Consider the following 18412-nt stretch of genomic DNA (forward strand, 5'->3'; position numbering starts at 1 on the left):
GCTTAATTTTACAATTTTTGATAATAAATACTCAGGGATAACAATGTATCTTTCTTCCGTTATATTCATAATTGGGAGCGCATTTTTTGGAAGTGCAAAACGGCTTAAAATGAGTGAAAAAAAATAAACCTTTTAGGAGGTTATAATCATTAATGAAACAACAAGAACAAGTTATCTTTCGTGAGGTTCAGCGATCCCCAATTTGGGTATGGATACTCATATTAGGGATCTCCATGCTGATGTGGTATGGATTTATTCAACAAATTATTCTTGATATCCCGTTTGGAGATAAACCAGCTCCTAATGGTGTCTTAATTGTTATGTGGTTGTTGTTCGGGATTGCCTTTCCTGTATTAATGCTTGGAGTATTGAAACTGATCATTGAGGTCCGTGAAAAAGGTCTTTATGTCCGCTTTGTTCCTTTTCATTTTCAATATAAGCAGTACCTTTTCAAAGATATACATCATTATGAATGCATTACTTACAGTCCGATAAAACGATTTGGAGGATGGGGAATTCGTTTTAACCTTAAGAATGAAAAAGCCTATAACATGAATGGAAATAAAGGAATAGAGTTAAAGTTGCAATATAACACAGTAGTAATCGGCACTCAAAAATCAGAAGAATTAAAAAAAGCACTGGACTCAGTACAAAAGTATATTGAAAATTAAACTTCAACAAACGGGCACAATTCAACAATTTCTACTAGGTATACCTACTTTATAAATAACTTGAATTTACTTCCTATATCGAAAACTATGCAAATAAGCTGTTCACTAGATTCTCATAGAAAACTGTGGTGAGATAAAATTTTTGATTTTGCAGTACTTCAAAATCTTAACTAGAGTGCTAGTATCGGTACCCCACAATAAAAAGGCAGGAACATATCAAATATGTTCCTGCCTTTCATTTTAGAGAGATGTTTCCTAACAGTTGATTTTGTTAACGAAAGTCGACTTTAAATCCATATTTTGTGTGAAATAAAAGCATATAATAAAAGTATGAGGTGATGATGTGAAGGAGATAAACATTCATAAAATAATTGCGGATAAGAGAAAAGAAAAGGGAATTACGCAGGAAGAGTTAGCGATGTATATTGGTATTACGAAGGCATCTGTTTCCAAATGGGAGACAGGGCAGAGTTATCCGGATATTACATTTTTACCACTGTTAGCATCGTACTTTAATGTAAGTATAGATGAACTAATCTGTTATACACCGCAAATGGAACCGGAAGGTATTAGGAATTTATATCATCGACTAGCGGAAGCTTTTATTGAAGAACCATTTGATGAAGTAATGATAGAGTGCAGAGGAATCATCAAAAAATATTATTCTTGTTTTCCGTTATTACTTCAAATGGGACTACTTTTTATTAATCACCATATGTTAACAGAGGATACGGATAAAAGAATTGAAATGTTAGAAGAGGCAATGCATCTCTTTAGCAGAGTGCAAGAAGAAAGTAACGATGTTTCTCTTGTGAAAGAGGCGGTATCGTTTCAAGCAACTTGCTATCTTATACTCAATAAAGCGAATGAAGTATTGCAATTGCTTGGCGAAACGATACGTCCTAACGTTCCAGAGGAGGATTTAATTGCACAGGCGTATCAAATGCTTGGAAATAATGAAAAAGCAAATGAAATAATGCAAATTAGTATGTATCAACATTTAATACAACTCGTTGCGACAATACCGAATTATGTAGTAGTAAATGCTTCAAGCGCTGAAAAGGTAGAGGTAATTTTAAATAGAGCTTTTATGTTAATAGATATATATGAAATAGAAACATTACATCCCAATATGACTTTAAAAGTATACTATGCTGCTGCGCAAGTATATTGTATGCAAGGCAATTTTGAAAGAGCATTAGAAATGTTACGGAAATATGTAGCAGTTTGTGCGGCAAGCTTCACAGTAAATAGTCTGCATTTACACGGTGATTCCTATTTTGATGCGATTGATGGATGGTTTGCAGAGTTTCCGCTCGGCGCTAAAACAGTTAGAAATGAAGAGATTATAAAGCGAAGCATGTTACAAAGTATTGCAGAGAATCCAGTTTTCGCTCCAATGAAAGATGTAAGAGAGTATAAAAATATAATAACGAGTTTGAAATTTAAATTGGATATAAAAGAATAGGGGGACAAAATGATGACTTTTGACGAATATGAAGTAGCGATCAAAAGTGAATTAACGCTGCAAGGTACACTCACTAAACCGAAAGCTGACGGGAAGTATGCTGCGGTTGTCATCATCGCTGGATCTGGAGAGATTGATCGTGATGGAACGATCGTACCGCTAAAGCTTGAGGCGAACATATATAAAGATTTAGCGCATGTAATAGCGGGGCTGGGTGTAGTGACGCTCCGCTTTGATAAGCGCGGAGTAGGAAAGAGTGATGGAGAATTTCTGAAGACTGGAATGTGGGATTTAGTTAGTGATATAGAGTCTACGATTACGTATTTAAAAGAACAACCATTTGTTGATCCAGAAAATATCATTTTAGCTGGTCATAGTGAAGGATGTATGTTGGCAACAGTAGTAAATGCAAGAACACCAGTTAATGGGCTTATCCTTCTTACAGGGGCTGCGGAATCATTAGAAGAGGCTACGAAAAGACAAAGGGAAATTGCATATAAAGAACTAAAGGAGCAGAAAGGAATAAAAGGAAAACTAATGCGCCTTCTCAATGTAGAGAAACGTGGAGAGAAGCAAATGGAAAAAATAAAAGAGAAAATGATGAATACAGAAAAAGATACGATTAAAGTTGGTTTTAAACCGATGAACGCAAAGTGGTTTAGAGAGCATTTTCAGCATGACATTTATAAAGATTTAATGAAAGTAACGTGCCCGGTATTAGCAATCGCTGGTGATAAAGATATTCAGGCTGATCCTGAAAGAGCGAAGCGGATCGGTGATTATGTGAAGGGTGATTCTGAAGTACATGTAATAAAAAATATGGATCATAGTTTAAAAAGTTTTGAGGGGGAGTTCAAAGCTTTAGAGTTTAAAAAGAATTATGAAAAAGGAGCGGGAAAGCCCCTTCATCCAGAGTTGGAAGAAATAATTGTGAATTGGCTGGATACACATTTTAACTCGCAACATGCGGGTAGTAAGATTCCCGGCTCAATATTAGGCGAAAGTGAGGAAGTCGGAAGGAAGAGTAATTTTCTGTAAAAAAACGGTTGTTGTAGGTTGATTTAGTTTAGTATATGAATTTTTTTTTTTTTTTGCGAATTCATTCATTATAAAATGTTCGTTTTTATTAATTAACGAGATAAAAACGAACATTATTTTATTTTAAATAAATTGGGTAATTAGACTATAACATTAATGTTTATCATTGAATATAATAATAATATAATGGAGGTGGTGTTATATGGCTCTTACTACAGGACCAATTGAAAACGTAGGAAATCAACCTGCTAATGCAAATAAAGTTAGGGTGAAGATCCTTAACCGTACTGCGGGCCCACTTACTGGAGTAGCTAGAGTTTTTAGACTTGACGGTTCATTAGTATTAATTGAACAGGTAAACTTCAATGTGAATTCTAATGCTTCTACTTTTGCAACTCTAAGTTTAGTTCATCCTGCTCTTGGACAAGCATTTGAATATGAAGTTCAAATTGTTCCTAATCAACCTGGTGGACTATATAGTGTTTATGGACTAACAGCTGAAAATGTTATTATTACTGCACAACGTGTTGTGAACTCAGAATTGACACAGTTTCTTTAATTAAAATAGATTGGTGCCTACATGGTATCCAATCTATTTTTGTACGTATTATTCAGAGAAAGAATGGTTTTACACAAAAATAAAGATAGTTATGGAAAAGGGAAAAGTCGAGCTATCATCTTAATTTTTATTATTTCTGTCTTAGACCGTATCTGTTTTGTGGCACGGTTTTCTTTGAATGCATTTTATTCAAACTGTTTTTTAAAGTATTTATCAAATATGCATTATTGCATAAATAAATTTAAATTTATAAGTTAATATTAAACTACTTTTTAGTTGTAAAGAATATGTTAATAATCTTTATAAGAAAAGGATATTCCTTGTAAAAAGTGAAATTGTTTGGAATGTGAATAAACAGAAAGTTTAGAAGTGATACAGACTGGATAGAGTCTTGTATTAAATAAACAGAAAAGGGGTATGGGTTTCTAAAAGGTTTCGGGGGTTAGAAAGCACTTTTTAGTTAATAGCTTTAAATTATATTTTAAAGGGGAATGGGTATATGAAGTTTCGAAATACAAAGATTGCTATGGTTACACTATCTTCATTTTTTATTTTAGGTTCTGCATCTCTATCATTCACAGATACTATACACGGTGAAGTAGCTTCTGCATCAGCACAAGAGATTATTGTGAAAAATTATGATGATACATATTATAATAACGCAATAGGAAAAACGGGATTAGAATTAAAGAAGGAACTGCATAATATTATTGATAATCATACAAAGCTATCATACAGTGCGGTTTGGGAAGCAATAAGAGATACTGATGAAGATCCAAATAATAAAAATAATGTGATACTCTTATATACTGGTCGTTCGCAAGGGAAACTTACGAATGGATCAGGAGTAAATAACTGGAACCGAGAGCATGTTTGGGCAAAATCTCACGGTGACTTTGGAACGACTGCAGGACCTGGAACAGATCTACATCATTTAAGAGCGACGGATGTATCTGTAAATAGTTCACGTGGAAATCTAGATTTTGATAATGGTGGTGTGAATCATTCTGAAGCGACAGAATGTAAATATGATAGTGATTCTTGGGAACCTCGTGATAGTGTAAAGGGAGATATTGCTAGAATGCTGTTTTATATGGCTGTTCGTTACGAGGGAGACAACGGCGAAATAGATTTAGAACTAAATGAAAAAGTGAATAACAATAAAGATCCATACATGGGGAAACTATCTGTCTTATTAAAATGGAATGAACAAGACCCGGTCGATGATTTAGAGCGAAAGCGTAATGAAGTGATTTTTACAAAATATCAACATAACCGCAATCCTTTTATTGATCATCCAGAATGGGTAAATAAAATCTGGAACTAAGATTTTTAAAGGTATTATATTTTGATAAAAGGGATTGATCATTATGATCAATCCCTTCTTATATTTTTACTAGAATAAATGATTTTTATAGGACTAGTGAGGGAAATAGAATAGATATTTATATGGAACGATAGTACTTATTTATCTAGTTAAGTATTTAGTAAGGTCCCCACTCAATATTCACCCCAACAATAAGAAAAACAAGTCCAATGATAAACCAAATGAGTGCAAGTGGAGCCATGAAACGAATCCATTTTCCATAAGAAATCCCGCTTGCTGCGAGAACGCCCATTAAAACACCGGAAGTTGGATTTAAGCAGTTTACTACACCTTCTCCGAGCATAACAGCTTGTACTGTAACTTGGCGTGTAATGTGCATAAAATCAGCTAATGGAGCTAATATCGGAATAAAAATAACCGATTCTCCTGTCCCGGATGAAATGAGGAAATGTAATGCGGCACTACTCACATACATGCCGATAACACCAAATACAGGGTTTTGTCCTTCGAGAGCTTGTGCGAGTTGGTTAACAATTGTATCAAGCAATTTTCCTTGTTCTAAAATGACTGAAATACAGCGAGCCATTCCGACAATTAAAGCACCGTAGATAAGGTTTTGGCAGCCAGTTAGAAAAGTAGAAGCGATATCGTTTGCTTTCATGCCACCTATTATTCCGGCTGTAATTGCTATGAAAATAAAAGTAGCGGTCATTTCTGCGTCCGTCCAATGTAGACGAAAAGCGCCTATTAAAAATGCAATTAATGATAAAGCTGAAACGAGTAAAATTAATTTATGACGTATCGTCCAAGGAACTTCCTTTTTCTCTGCTTCTTTTTCGCTTGAAAGAGCGTTACTTGGAAACCAGTTGTCGCCAAGGATGCTTCCTTTATTCGATTTTTTCAAGCGCTTTACATACCAATTTATATATAGAATGGTAGCAAGTAAAAAAGATATATAAATTGCTGTGCGTAAACCAATTCCCGAAAACATCGGAAGTTCTGCGATCTTTTGTGAAATGCCTAAAGGTGAGGGAGATAAAATAGTAGCATTAAAACCAGCATAAGTACCTAAATAAATAATTGCTACACCGACGATAGCGTCCCATTTTAACGTGCGTGCAACGATGATGCCGATGGGGATAAAACCGATAACTGAGTTAACGATAATACCAGTCGTTCCAAGAATAGAAAAAAGCGCAGCAACTATACAAATGAAAAGTAATTGCTGATTACGAAATTTGTTAATAACATGATAGATTAAACCGTCAAGAGCACCTGTTTTTTCAAGAATTGCAATGGCTCCACCTGTAAATAAAATTAGAAAGATAATAGGAGCAGCAAGTGTCATTCCTTTTTCAATAGCGGTAAAAAAAGAAACAAATCCTACGGGTGATTGCGGAACAGAATGGTAGCTACCTGGTATTGTCGTTGTAACGGTCCCGTTTGTAACCCTTTTAAATTCTCCAGCAGGAACGAAGTACGTAGCAATGGCGCAAAGTAAGGCAATAAAAAATAGTAGTACGTACGCATCAGGCATTTTAAACTTTGGTTTACTAGGTTGTTTTTTTGCCTCAGTTTGTATTTGCATAAAATCCCTCCTTCTTTACTTGGTTAATTTTTAATATTCTGAATTTAATCTGTGAAATAGATTATAATAAAGGTAGCTTCTTAAGGCAATAGTTTTTGTATCCTTTCCCGTACATACAAATTATTGCAATATTAGACAGGGAAACGATAATAAGCCAAGAATATGTTATGTAGAAAGAAAAAGGAAAAGAGGGAACAAGATGTGGAAAACTACTGATCTATGTGATGAATTTGAAAAGGAATTACAAATATGTCGCCAGTCTTTTCGGTCTTTTGGGAAGAAAGAACAATTCCACGGGAAAATTGCAACTGTAAAAGTGAAAGATGATAATGTACTAGTGAAGGAAGGATTGCAAACATTACCAGAAGGAACAGTATTAGTTGTTGATGGCGGAGCGTCTACGAATTGTGCGTTACTCGGTGATAATTTGGCAGCTATTGCGGAAGAAAGAAAGCTAGCAGGAATTATTGTGAATGGGTATGTTCGTGATTCTAGTGAACTAAAGAATATTAATATTGGTATTTTAGCGTTAGGAACGATGCCAAATAGAAGTGTGAAAGAAGGAAAAGGAGAACGAAATATTTCATTGCACTTTGGACAAGTAGAATGGAATCCAAATGAATATGTCTATGCGGATGAAGATGGCGTCATTATTAGTGAAAAGAGTTTACATCGTTAAGAGTTAATAAGTTATTATTCTTAGAAAATAAATCCGATAAAGCATGGACAAAATTCTTTGTCAATAGTAAAATAATACAGAAATTTAAAATTTACAGAATGTATAGGTTTATCGTTTTACGATAACTTAAATGGGAGTAAGTTGTGCCAAGAAAAGTGAATGTTATCACAATGATACGTTCATAAACAAAATTATTTTTCCTATACAAATATAGCCGCGAATGATGCGGGTAGGAGGTGTTGTACATTTTTGTTCGACACTTACAAAAAGAGAGTGTCAATCGCACGCCCTTGAAGGGCCTTTTTTTGTGTAAATGGTAGTAAGGGAGGAAATTTTGGGATGGCAATGTTGAAAAAATGGCTGCTTACGTCGTTAATGGCAGTGACACTTGTATTTGTTTCTTTTGCGAATACAGTACATATTACGTTTGCTGAAGGAAATACAGCAAAACTTGCAATTATTGGGGAATCACAAAAAGGCATTATGTTATGTCCGAAAGAAGAGCAAATTAAAGATGGGGAAACAGCTTTAAGTTTGCTGCAAAAGGTCATGGGGGACAAAGTAGAATCTGAAACGATGTCGTTTGGAACATATGTAAAAGGCATCGATGGTTTAATGGCCGGGGCTACAAGTGCTTGGCTGTATGATGTAAATGATCAGTCTGCAGAAGTCGGAGCAGATAGTTATAAATTAAAATCTGGAGACGTTGTTGTCTTTCGTTTTGTTTCAGACTGGAGCAATATAAGCCAGGAAACATTGAAAGAAACGTTAGATAAGTTCGGAACGTGTAAAACAGAAGAACCTGACGGCGGCAAACCAGAAGAACCAAAATCAGAAGGTCAAGATGATAAAACGCCAGATGGGAAAAACCAAGGTGACCAAGACGGTAAAACGCCAGATGGGAAAAACCAAGGTGATCAAGATGGTAAAACGCCAGATGGGAAAAACCAAGGTGACCAAGACGGTAAAACGCTAGATGGGGAAAACCAAGGTGACCAAGATAGTAAAAAACCAGAACAACCAAAGCAAGAGAATGTTCAAATTCCAGCGAAGCAATTAGAGGAAGCAATCTCAAAAACATCTGAAAAAATGTTACAAGATGGAATTGAAAGTGACTGGGTAGCTGTAGCGCTTTCTCGTTCTGGAAAGAATGTGCCAATTGAGGCAAAATTAAATTATGTTAAGTCAGTAACTGAAAAAGTAGAAAAGCGCATTAATCGTTTTTCAGCGACAGATTTAGCTAGAACAATTATTATGATGAATGCAATGAGTGCAGACCCTAAAAATGTAGGTGGACATAATTTAGTTCAAAAATTGTATGAGTCAGATAAAGTGAATTCTGTTACAGGTTATGCATTTGCTTTACTTGCATTTGATACGAAGAAGTATGAGATTCCAGTTGAATCAAAATGGAACAGAGTTGCTCTAGTGGAAGCACTGTTAAATAATCAGCATACAGACGGTGGATGGACTTATAATAGTTCAGGTAGTAAAGATAGTGCTAGTAGCGTTGATGTAACAGGTATGGTTTTATCAGCATTAGCTCCTTATCAAGAGCGATCAGATGTGAAACCAGCTATACAAAAAGCTGTTGCGTATTTATATAACGAACAGCTGCAAAATGGTGGTTTTTCAGCTGATGGACAAGAAAATTCAAATAGTACTGCGCAAGCAATTATTGGATTATCGCTTGTTAAAGATGTAGATCAAAATCGTCTTCATAAGGCAATGCAAAACCTATTATCATATCAACTTTCAAATGGTGAATTTAAATGGTTACCAAGTGATCAAAATGGTAACGGAATGGCTACAGAACAGGCTCTTTTAGCATTACTTCAATTTAAGGAAATGGGAAAATCTATTTATGATTGGTCTAATGTAGACGCTGGTAATGTAATTAAGCCAAAACCGATTGAAGAGCCAGAAAAGGTCGTTGAACCAGAAAATAATGTAGTAGAAAAAGAAGTTACTGAAGAACCGAAAGAACAAAAACAAATACAACAAGAAACAAAAGATGAAAATCTAAAAGTAGTTGTAGATAACGAACCGGTTAAGAATAAAAAAATCGGAAACGGTAACAGTCTACCAAAAACAGGAGCATCTTCTCATGGTGCAGCAACAGAAGTAGGTATGGGTGTATTATGTATTGCTTCTGCATATGTATTATGGAGACGTAAAGCAGCTTAACAAAAAATTAGGAGCAATTATTTGCTCCTAATTTTCGTATGAAAGGTGAGAGATAGGATGAGTAAGGTGAAATGGTTCATTTCTTTACTGCTTTCGCTCGGGCTACTTGCCGGATGTGAAGAGGCAGCTGTAAAGCCTGAGAAGAAGGTAGAACCGAAGCAAGAAGAGGTAGCGAAACAAGAAGAACAAAAAGATGAAGCGAAGCCGGAAGAAAAAACAGAAGAAAAGCAAGCTGAATCAGAGCAAAAGCAGCAAGAAGAACAGAAAGAGAAACAAGAACAAAAAGTAGAAGAGAAGCCGAAAGAGGAAAAGCCGCAGGCACAACCAGAGGTAAAGAAAGAAGAGAAACAACAGGAACAACCGAAAGAACAGCCGGCTGTAAATAAGCAACCAGAGCAGCAACAAGCACAAGAAGAGAAACAACAACCGAAAGCACCAGAAGTAAAAGAAGAAGCAAAGGTTGTGAATCAGCCGAAAGAAACACCGAAGCAGGAGCAAAAAGAAGATCCGAATAAAGCGGAGAAAACGATACCGACTCCGACCGTTCCCAATTCTGAACAACGAAAACCAGATCCGGTTCCACCGCCTAAACCACAAGCAAAACAAGTAACAATCTCGGTAAAAGGAAATAACGGATATATAATGGGTGCGAAAAAGATGGATGTACAAGAAGGCGATACAGTGTATAAAGTATTGCAACGTACAGGATTAGATGTTGATGCAAGCGGATCTAGAGATAGTATTTATGTAAAAGGTATTAATGATTTATATGAAAAAGATATTTCGGATACTAGTGGTTGGAAATATCGTGTGAACGGTGCTTTTCCAAACCATAGTGCTGGTGTAGTTACGGTAAAACCAGGAGATACAATTGAGTGGGTATACGTATTACAATAAGAAAGGCATTCGGTAAAGGGCTATGAAAATAAGTTTTTTTTCTTTACATCCTTTTGTGAATTTTTTCTATTATATCGGGGTGATGATACTATGTACGATGTGTCTTCATCCTCTTTTTTTAATTGGAGCAATAGTATTAATTATTATGTTAAATGTGATGCAAGGAAATGGCGAAAAGATAAGAAAGATGCTACCGAGCACAATTGTTTTCTTTTTTATGGTAATTTTATTTAATTCGTTATTAACGCATAGAGGTCGAACTACGTTATTTTGGTTAGGTGATAGCCGTATTAAGCTTGAGGCGATTATGTTTGGAATAGTAATGGGGTTATTACTAGTTGCAGTTATGTTTAAGTTTGCGTCATACAATGATATTATTTCCAGTCATAAATTTTTATATTTGTTTTCAAGAATTTCACCGAAAGTTGCATTGTTAACGATGATTACAGTAAGATTTGTTCCTTTGTTTATAAGACGATTAAAGAAAATCACACTCGTCCAAAAAACGAAAGGTGTGCAGGTAGATTCAGGTTCGATAATTGAACGCGTCAAAAATGGTATGCAATTGCTGCAAGTATTATTAATTTGTTCATTAGAAGATGCACTGCAAACGGCAGATTCTATGCAAGCTCGTGGATTTGGTGTAACGAAGCGTACGACGTATATTCGCTATAGAATGGAAAGGCGCGATTGGTATACGCTCAATTATTTAATCATTTTATTTATAGCTGCTATTGTATGTAGTAATTATGGCGGAGGGAAATTAATTATTTATCCGAAAGTCGAATCTATTTTATTCCAGCAATACGATGGAATGATGTTTGTATTATTTACACTGTTTATTAGTTTACCAATCATAATGGAAGGGAGAGAATGGATATGGTGGCGCATGCAGAAATAAACAATTTATCATTTGTATATGCTGATGAAAACGAATACGCGTTACAGCATATTTCTCTTTCTGTTCAAAAAGGTGAGTTTGTTGCACTTGCTGGAGGATCGGGATCTGGGAAGACGACGTTATTAAAACATTTTAAAAAGGAGTTACTTCCAATTGGTATGCGTTCTGGAGAGATATTTTATGAGGGTGTTTTAATAGAGGAAGTAGCTGATTTGTTATCTGCCCAAGAAATTGGGATGGTATTTCAAAACCCAGAAAACCAGATCGTTATGGATACAGTGATTCAAGAATTAGCATTTTCTTTAGAAAATATCGGATTACCATCACATATTATTCAAAAAAGAATAGCAGAGCTTATTAGCTTTTTAGGATTTCAAGATTTATTGCATCAATCTGTTCATACGTTATCTGGTGGGCAGAAGCAGCTTGTCAATTTAGCTGCGGTATTAGTTATGCAGCCGAAATTGCTATTATTAGATGAACCGACAGCGCAGTTAGATCCAATCGCTGCAAAAGAGTTTTTAGGATTATTAAAACGGATTAATGAAGAACTTGGAATTACGATTATTTTAAGTGAACATCGTTTAGATGAAGTTATCCCGCTTGCAACACGCGTTGTTTGTATGGATAATGGCCGTATTATGTATGATGGTAGTCCTAAAATTGTTATTACGGATATGTGGGGAGTAGAAACATTCCGTCCATTTATTCCGCAAATTCCAAGGCTATTTTTAGAGTGGAATGTGAGAGATATTCCGTTTACAGTGCGAGAGGCGCAAATGAAAATGAATGATTTTGCAGCGATATCATATGTAAATGACCCAATAGCACAAAGTGAAAAGCAAGAGGTAATTTTAAGCGCAGAGCATATTTCGTTCCAATATGAAAAAAATAGTCCGCTTATTTTACGTGATTTATCAGTTTCGATTGAAAAAGGAAAATGGGTAGCGCTCGTTGGGAAGAACGGTACAGGTAAGTCTACACTGTTAACGATTTTAGCAGGATTACAAAAAGCGAGAAGAGGAAAAGTAAAGTGGAACGGAAAAGTGATACATAAAATCGATTCGAAAGAACGGTTTAAAAGTATTGGGTATGTATCGCAGCATCCGTATTACCATTTTACATTTGATACAGTATGGGACGAGGTTTATGAACGTGCGCGTGAATTATATGGAGAACAAGGAAAAGAAATAGCAGAAGATACGCTAAAACAGTTTTGGTTGTATTCGCTTAAAGAACGCCATCCGCACGATTGTAGCGGAGGAGAGCAACAATTACTTGCGTTATGTACGACGTTGTTATCAAAGCCGACTTTATTATTACTGGATGAACCGACAAAGGGATTAGATCCATGGAAGAAAGAAAGAGTAGGAGAGCTATTTAGGAAGCTACAAAAAGAAGGTACAACAATTGTAATGGCAACGCATGATATTGAGTTTGCAGCGAAATACGTGGATCAATGTATGATGTTATTTGATGGAACAGTCATTATGAATGATGCACCGAAAGAATTTTTTAGCGGCAACTTCTTTTATACAACATCTATTAATCGATTCATTCGAAAAGAATTGCCATATGCATTAACGTGGGAGGATGTGTACGAAGCTTGTCCAAACGATATGTTGCATTCATAATATGTATCTTTGCAGTAATAATCGGCACATTACTCTTTACGACACTTGTCATGGACGGTTATTACATGTTAAGTAGTTTGTTTATATTAGCGGTTATTATGTTACCTTTCTATATCCGTTTTGAAAGAAAGGCGTTTGTTTCACGTGAAATTGTTCTCGTTGCTGTATTAGCGGCAATTGCAGCAGTAAGCCGGGTACCATTTTCTATTTTACCAAGTGTACAACCAACTTCTTTTGTCATTATCGTTTCTGCAATTGTATTTGGAAGTGAAACTGGTTTTATGATTGGTGCTACAGCAGCAATCGTATCTAATATTTTTTTGGGACAAGGTCCATGGACACCGTGGCAAATGTTTTCGTGGGGCATGATTGGTTTTATAGCAGGTTTACTTCGTAATACATTTTTTATGAAAAAGCTATGGGGGAGACTTCTTTACGGAGTAATTGTTGGCTTTTTATTTGGCTGGATTATGAATTTCTGGGGCCTTCTCGGTTTTATACGAGAAGCAACATGGGAAACTGTCATTTCGTATTATATCGCAAGTTTTTACTTTGATTTGAGCCATGCGATTTCGAATGTTATTTTCTTATTACTATTTAGTACTTCATGGATTACGATTCTTACAAGATTTAAAAAGAAATACGGTATATTAGATGAGCATAACGTGACATAGAAAAGCATACTCATATAAGGTAGGGTCGCGACTTACATATTCGTTTGCCTCTTTCATGCTTCTTACATAATGTAAGGAGCATTTTTTTGTCAAAAAATCGATTCAATATGCATCCGCTATTATATAAAATTATTTGTATAATTGTAGGTGAGAACTTTTTTCAAAAGGGAGGTGTATAGTTAATGAAGTTAGTTATTCCGAAGCAACATGGTGCATGGGCTATGCTTGTTATTCCTTTTTTATTAAGTGTCATACTTGGGAAACCTACTATTTATCATATTCCATTGTTTTTAGCGTGGTTCTTTATCTATTTAGCCACGTATCCATTTCTTACGTACATAAAGCAAAGACGAAAAAAAGAGTTTTTACAAGCTGCCATTGTTTATTTTATTATTGCGTTCCTATTTGGGACGATTTCTTTATTATATGAGTGGCGAATTCTTTTATTCGTAATAGTAATGATTCCATTATTTATAGTGAATATGTATTACGCTCGTCAAAAAAATGAAAGAGCACTATTAAATGATATTTGTGCGATTATTGTGTTTTGTATCGGTGGGTTAATTAGTTATTACTTTTCAATGAAGCAAATCGATCATACAGCTATATTTATTGCACTTATTTCATTTTTATACTTTTTAGGTAGTACGTTCTATGTGAAAACGATGATTCGTGAAAAAAATAATCCGAAGTATCGTCTTATATCTTGGGGATATCATATCGTATTAACGATAATTGTATTTGCGATTAATCCGTGGTGTTCTCTTATTTTTATACCAAGTGTCATTCGAGCAATTGTGTTGTATGGCAAAAAAATTTCTATTATAAAAGTAGGAATTTTAGAAATTGCTAATTCTGTATATTTTTTAATCATAACGGCAATAATTATGAAGTATGCCATTTGAAAAAACTTCCCATCAATTGATGGGAAGTTTTTAATCTTTTTCTAAAATGTGAACGGTGTACTCGCAACGTTGAATAGCTTGTTCAACAGCATAAAGTGATTGTTCAATACGAGCGCGATTAAAATCTTTTTCAACTGTTTCGAGCGCTTCTTCTAAACAATTTTTAGCTTCTTGTAATGATTGAAAAGAATCTTGTACATATCCGCGAGCATTTTGATGCATTTCATAATCCTCCTTGCATGTTCGTATATGGGTAGTATGAACAGTAAGGAAGAAAATATAATTTGTTATATTTATTATATTTGTTTGACAATTAAAGTGGAATTACGTATAGTAAGAATTAAGTGAATATTTTCTTATCCAGAGAGGTGGAGGGACTGGCCCGATGAAACCCAGCAACCGCGATGCAGGTGCTAATTCCAGCAGAACATATTTGTTCTGGGAGATAAGACGAAGATATATACGTAACTTCTTCTTATCGGAGAGGTTTTTTTATTGCAAAAAAACCGATTACGAAAATTTATATTAAGAAGAAAGGGGTTGCGCATTACTGTGACACTCGAAAAATACGTAAAACTGCGTAGTACAGTTTATGAATATATGATAGAGCAAGATAAGCCGATATCATTGTTAGATATTCAAGAACATATCGTTTCGCATCATGAAGGAAAATTCACGAAAAAGATGTTGCATCAATTTTATTTATCAAGATTATTAGACGAACTAAAACTGGATGGGAAAATTACATTAGCTGATGAATATCTCTATGCTGAAAAAGGGGTATTGTATAAGGCGAGAAAAGGGAGCTAAGCTCTCTTTTTTCTTAAAATAACGGAGTATGTAGAGTAAAAGACTGCTAAAGCAGCCTGATACAGGGAATGGTGTTGAGTGTGTAGTGTCAAAAATTGAATGTGCCTGAAAGAGGCAATTCATATCGGCTGCAAATGAAAAGAGACACCTTCGCCGAATAGGTGTCAGTCGTTTTGTCACGTAGACTTGCTACTTAACAGTAATTAGAATAACATGCAGGATTTTTGAAGTCAAAAGGGAATTAAAGGAAGGAGTACAATTATGTACGCTTACTTATTAAAAGATATAACGAAATGGATCCCAAAGTACATTGTAGATAAGGGATATGAATATTATGAAGATGGGCATGTAGAAGATGTTGAAATACAAGATAAAAAAGTGTTTGCTTTCGTTACTGGAAATGCAGGGAGTTATGAAGTAGCTATCGATCTCGAAGATTTTTCAAAAAGTAGTTGCGAATGTCCGTATGAAAATTATTGTAAACATATGGCGGCAGTTGTTTATGATATGCAAGGTACTGGTGAGAGTGCAGTTAAAGAGAAACTGAAAGATTTAGAAAAAGAAGAGTTACTTACTGTATTAAATCGTTTATTACAAAGTTCGAAAAACATGCAAATTGTAGAGAAGATGTTAAAGAAGGAGAAACTTTAACGTATAGAGGGAGTTGTTATGTAGTGAACGTACTAATTGTATACGCTCATCCTAGTCCTTCAAGTTTTAATGCGGCGATTTTAAATCATGTGCAAAAAGGACTACAGGAAACAAATCATTCAGTTACCGTACTTGATTTATACAAAGAACAATTTGATCCAGTCCTCGTATTTAATGAAGAGAAGAAAAGACGTGATTTAGTAAATGAAGAAGAAACAGCTCGATACAGAACGTTAGTAGAAGAAGCAGATACAATTCTATTCATCTATCCAATATGGTGGTGGGGAATGCCAGCTATTTTAAAAGGTTTTATTGACCGTATTTTCGTAGCTGGATTTGCTTATAAATATGAAGGGGCTCTGCCGAAAGGATTATTGCAAGGGAAAAAAGCGTGGGTTATTAATACGTTAGACTCACCTCTATGGTACGTCGCATTGTTATATCGATCAGTAGATTGGATTATAATGAAGAGAGGTGTTTTACGTTTTTGTGGCATTCGCGATATAAAACGGTCAGTGTTTCAATCTGTGAAAACGAGTAAAGTATCAAAGCGTGAAAAATGGTTATTACAAATAGAAGAAAAGGCTCGTACATTATGAATGAAGTCGACCGTATTATAAATTGTGTTCAGTATGATGGCGAACTTTTTCGGAAGTATGTTACGTGTTTACTTCAATTGAAAAAATGCAGCGAAACATTTCAGCAAATTCAAATAGAGTTAAGAAATGATTATTTAATAAGAGGAATTTGTGAAAGAGAAGTTGATGAGGTAGTACGGGGAAGTAAAGAATATGAAATGCATTTTCTTCCTAAAGTATTACAGTGGAATTTTTTGAGGGGAAATCCACATCTAATTAAAAAAGTGTGCGAAGATTTTTTTGCATTTGAGTCATTACATCTTACGGAGTCAGAGTGGGAGAAGATTATAAATTGCGTGGGAAATAAGTGATTTATTATGTAAAAAAGCTAGTATAAAACTAGCTTTTCGTTTAAATAAATAAGAAACATAGACTAATGATAAAACCCGCATATAGTAAGTTCACAACACAAAATCCCATAATGTCACGAGCACCTAAACCAGCTATCGCTAATGCTGGTAATGCCCAGAAAGGTTGAATTAAATTCGTCCAAGCATCGCCCCATGCAATTGCCATTGCTGTTTTTGCAGCAGGTACACCAAGTTCAGCGCCAGCTGGAATCATAATTGGTGCTTGCACAGCCCATTGACCGCCGCCAGATGGAACGAAAATGTTAACAATGCCAGCACTTAAAAATGTAAAGAGCGGAAAAGTCGTTTCATTTGAAATGCTAATAAAGAAATTAGAAATAGCTCCTCCAAGTGAAAGTCCTTCACTATTTACTCCAATCATCATGCCCATAATTCCTGCGTAAAACGGAAATTGAAGTAAAATGCCAGAAGCACTTTTCGTAGAGTCTGAAAAAGCACGAATATACTGAATCGGAGTACGGTGGAAAATAAGACCTGCAATTAATAACATAAAAATCACGATATCGAGAGTAAGGTTAAAACCTTTCGTATAAAAGTAATTGAAAATATAAATGAGACCTAACAATCCAACGCAAAGTGTAATAATAATGCTATTTTCCATCTTTTCAGCGAACGTATTTTTTTCTACTTCTTGAGCAGCAGCTTCTTCATGGAACACGCTAGGATCTACTGTAATCGTATGTTTTTCATCTGGATGCATCGCTTTATTAATGAGAGGCATCGTAATGAGAAAAATAATAACTGGAACGAGAGCGTATGGTGAGAATAACGTTTCTGTTATTGGAATCGCCTCTTTAATACTTCCAGCAGTCGTTTTAATTAACGTTTCACCGCCTGTTGCTAACGTAAGAGGGATAGAGGCAGAAAGACCGGCATGCCAAATGAGAAATCCAGAGTAAGAAGAGGCGATTGCTAGTCTATAATCTAATCCGTCCAGCTGCCTTGCCACTTCTTTTGCGTATAAAACAGATACAACAATTCCAAAGCCCCAGTTTATGTATGCACCGAGTAAACTTACAATTGAAATGGCAATAATGCCTTGTCCAGTTGTTTTTGGTAGTCTGGCAGCTTTCGTTAATCCTTTTTTAATAAGAGGAGCATTTGCTAAAGCAGATCCAGTCACGAGTACAAGTGCCATTTGCATAGAAAAGGCGAGGAGTCCCCAAATTCCATTACCCCAGTGATTAATCATTTCTACAGGTGTTTGGTGAGTCGCAAACATACCAAAGAAGATAACGAAAACAGTTAGTAAACATGATAAAATAAACGGTTCTGGCAAGAAGCGTTGCACTAAGGCGACGCAACCATTTGTAAAGGAACGAAACAAAATAGATCAACCTCCTTATGTATATGTATTACAATTATTCGAGGTTGTTTAGGAGATAACCTTCAAAGTAAAGAAAATTCAGATATT

General features: G+C 35.3%; 19 protein-coding genes and 1 riboswitch. Of the genes, 16 read left to right on the plus strand and 3 right to left on the minus strand.

The window, feature by feature from the left end; all coding sequences use genetic code 11:
* Positions 1-152: 152 nt before the first annotated feature.
* The 5 genes from DN404_RS07600 (at position 153) to DN404_RS07620 (ending at position 5063) form a co-directional block, all read left to right on the plus strand.
* Positions 153-671 carry a DUF6141 family protein gene (locus tag DN404_RS07600; RefSeq protein ID WP_000813118.1) on the plus strand — a complete coding sequence of 173 codons (519 nt, stop codon included), beginning with the start codon at positions 153-155 and terminating at the stop codon, positions 669-671.
* Between the two features lie 343 nt (positions 672-1014).
* Complete coding sequence (locus DN404_RS07605) at positions 1015-2139, plus strand: helix-turn-helix domain-containing protein (protein ID WP_149214919.1); 1125 nt, start codon at positions 1015-1017, stop codon at positions 2137-2139.
* Between the two features lie 12 nt (positions 2140-2151).
* A complete protein-coding gene (locus tag DN404_RS07610; protein WP_149214938.1) occupies positions 2152-3177 on the plus strand; it encodes an alpha/beta hydrolase family protein in 1026 nt (341 codons plus the stop codon).
* A gap of 202 nt (positions 3178-3379) precedes the next feature.
* Entirely contained in the window at positions 3380-3736 is a 357-nt protein-coding gene (locus DN404_RS07615) for a hypothetical protein (protein ID WP_001229415.1), read from the plus strand.
* Positions 3737-4235: 499 nt separating this feature from the next.
* Entirely contained in the window at positions 4236-5063 is an 828-nt protein-coding gene (locus DN404_RS07620; protein ID WP_000672188.1) for an endonuclease I family protein, read from the plus strand.
* A gap of 157 nt (positions 5064-5220) precedes the next feature.
* Here the strand turns inward: DN404_RS07620 and DN404_RS07625 are convergent, their stop codons facing one another.
* The gene (locus DN404_RS07625; protein WP_001166965.1) at positions 5221-6651 is read right to left on the minus strand and encodes a YfcC family protein; all 1431 of its coding nucleotides are present in this window, start codon (positions 6649-6651) and stop codon (positions 5221-5223) included.
* 199 nt (positions 6652-6850) lie between these two features.
* Here DN404_RS07625 and rraA point away from each other — a divergent pair, with 199 nt between their 5' ends.
* The 7 genes from rraA to DN404_RS07660 all read left to right on the plus strand — a co-directional run bounded on the left by rraA (position 6851) and on the right by DN404_RS07660 (position 14528).
* Positions 6851-7330 (plus strand): ribonuclease E activity regulator RraA, encoded by a 480-nt coding sequence (gene rraA / locus DN404_RS07630; protein WP_000266039.1) that lies wholly within the window; start codon positions 6851-6853, stop codon positions 7328-7330.
* A gap of 339 nt (positions 7331-7669) precedes the next feature.
* Positions 7670-9517 carry a DUF4430 domain-containing protein gene (locus tag DN404_RS07635; RefSeq protein ID WP_149214920.1) on the plus strand — a complete coding sequence of 616 codons (1848 nt, stop codon included), beginning with the start codon at positions 7670-7672 and terminating at the stop codon, positions 9515-9517.
* A 57-nt stretch (positions 9518-9574) separates the two neighbouring features.
* Positions 9575-10414, plus strand: coding sequence for a DUF4430 domain-containing protein (locus DN404_RS07640; protein WP_149214921.1), 840 nt, complete (start codon positions 9575-9577; stop codon positions 10412-10414).
* A gap of 22 nt (positions 10415-10436) precedes the next feature.
* Entirely contained in the window at positions 10437-11315 is an 879-nt protein-coding gene (locus DN404_RS07645) for an energy-coupling factor transporter transmembrane component T (protein WP_149214922.1), read from the plus strand.
* Positions 11288-12949 (plus strand): ABC transporter ATP-binding protein, encoded by a 1662-nt coding sequence (locus DN404_RS07650; RefSeq protein ID WP_149214923.1) that lies wholly within the window; start codon positions 11288-11290, stop codon positions 12947-12949. The genes DN404_RS07645 and DN404_RS07650 overlap by 28 nt, the downstream gene beginning before the upstream one ends.
* Positions 12922-13623, plus strand: coding sequence for an ECF transporter S component (locus DN404_RS07655; RefSeq protein WP_000044901.1), 702 nt, complete (start codon positions 12922-12924; stop codon positions 13621-13623). The genes DN404_RS07650 and DN404_RS07655 overlap by 28 nt, the downstream gene beginning before the upstream one ends.
* Positions 13624-13805: 182 nt before the next feature.
* The gene (locus tag DN404_RS07660; protein ID WP_000779976.1) at positions 13806-14528 is read left to right on the plus strand and encodes a YwiC-like family protein; all 723 of its coding nucleotides are present in this window, start codon (positions 13806-13808) and stop codon (positions 14526-14528) included.
* A 30-nt stretch (positions 14529-14558) separates the two neighbouring features.
* Here the strand turns inward: DN404_RS07660 and DN404_RS07665 are convergent, their stop codons facing one another.
* Complete coding sequence (locus DN404_RS07665; protein ID WP_000554032.1) at positions 14559-14750, minus strand: hypothetical protein; 192 nt, start codon at positions 14748-14750, stop codon at positions 14559-14561.
* 131 nt (positions 14751-14881) lie between these two features.
* A riboswitch (SAM riboswitch) is annotated at positions 14882-14980 on the plus strand.
* 100 nt (positions 14981-15080) lie between these two features.
* On the opposite strand from DN404_RS07665, the gene DN404_RS07670 reads away from it, so the two are divergent.
* The 4 genes from DN404_RS07670 (at position 15081) to DN404_RS07685 (ending at position 16938) form a co-directional block, all read left to right on the plus strand.
* The gene (locus DN404_RS07670) at positions 15081-15338 is read left to right on the plus strand and encodes a hypothetical protein (protein WP_000171476.1); all 258 of its coding nucleotides are present in this window, start codon (positions 15081-15083) and stop codon (positions 15336-15338) included.
* Positions 15339-15599: 261 nt separating this feature from the next.
* Complete coding sequence (locus tag DN404_RS07675) at positions 15600-15989, plus strand: SWIM zinc finger family protein (RefSeq protein WP_016122865.1); 390 nt, start codon at positions 15600-15602, stop codon at positions 15987-15989.
* A gap of 23 nt (positions 15990-16012) precedes the next feature.
* A complete protein-coding gene (locus DN404_RS07680) occupies positions 16013-16588 on the plus strand; it encodes an NAD(P)H-dependent oxidoreductase (RefSeq protein ID WP_149214924.1) in 576 nt (191 codons plus the stop codon).
* A complete protein-coding gene (locus tag DN404_RS07685; protein ID WP_001006474.1) occupies positions 16585-16938 on the plus strand; it encodes a hypothetical protein in 354 nt (117 codons plus the stop codon). The genes DN404_RS07680 and DN404_RS07685 overlap by 4 nt, the downstream gene beginning before the upstream one ends.
* A 40-nt stretch (positions 16939-16978) precedes the next feature.
* On the opposite strand, the gene DN404_RS07690 is transcribed toward DN404_RS07685, so the two are convergent.
* Complete coding sequence (locus DN404_RS07690) at positions 16979-18325, minus strand: short-chain fatty acid transporter (protein WP_000490031.1); 1347 nt, start codon at positions 18323-18325, stop codon at positions 16979-16981.
* Between the last annotated feature and the right edge of the window lie 87 nt (positions 18326-18412).

Origin of the sequence: Bacillus sp. TE8-1 (genome assembly GCF_008368855.1) — a bacterium.
In the GTDB taxonomy this organism is placed as follows: domain Bacteria; phylum Bacillota; class Bacilli; order Bacillales; family Bacillaceae_G; genus Bacillus_A; species Bacillus_A cereus.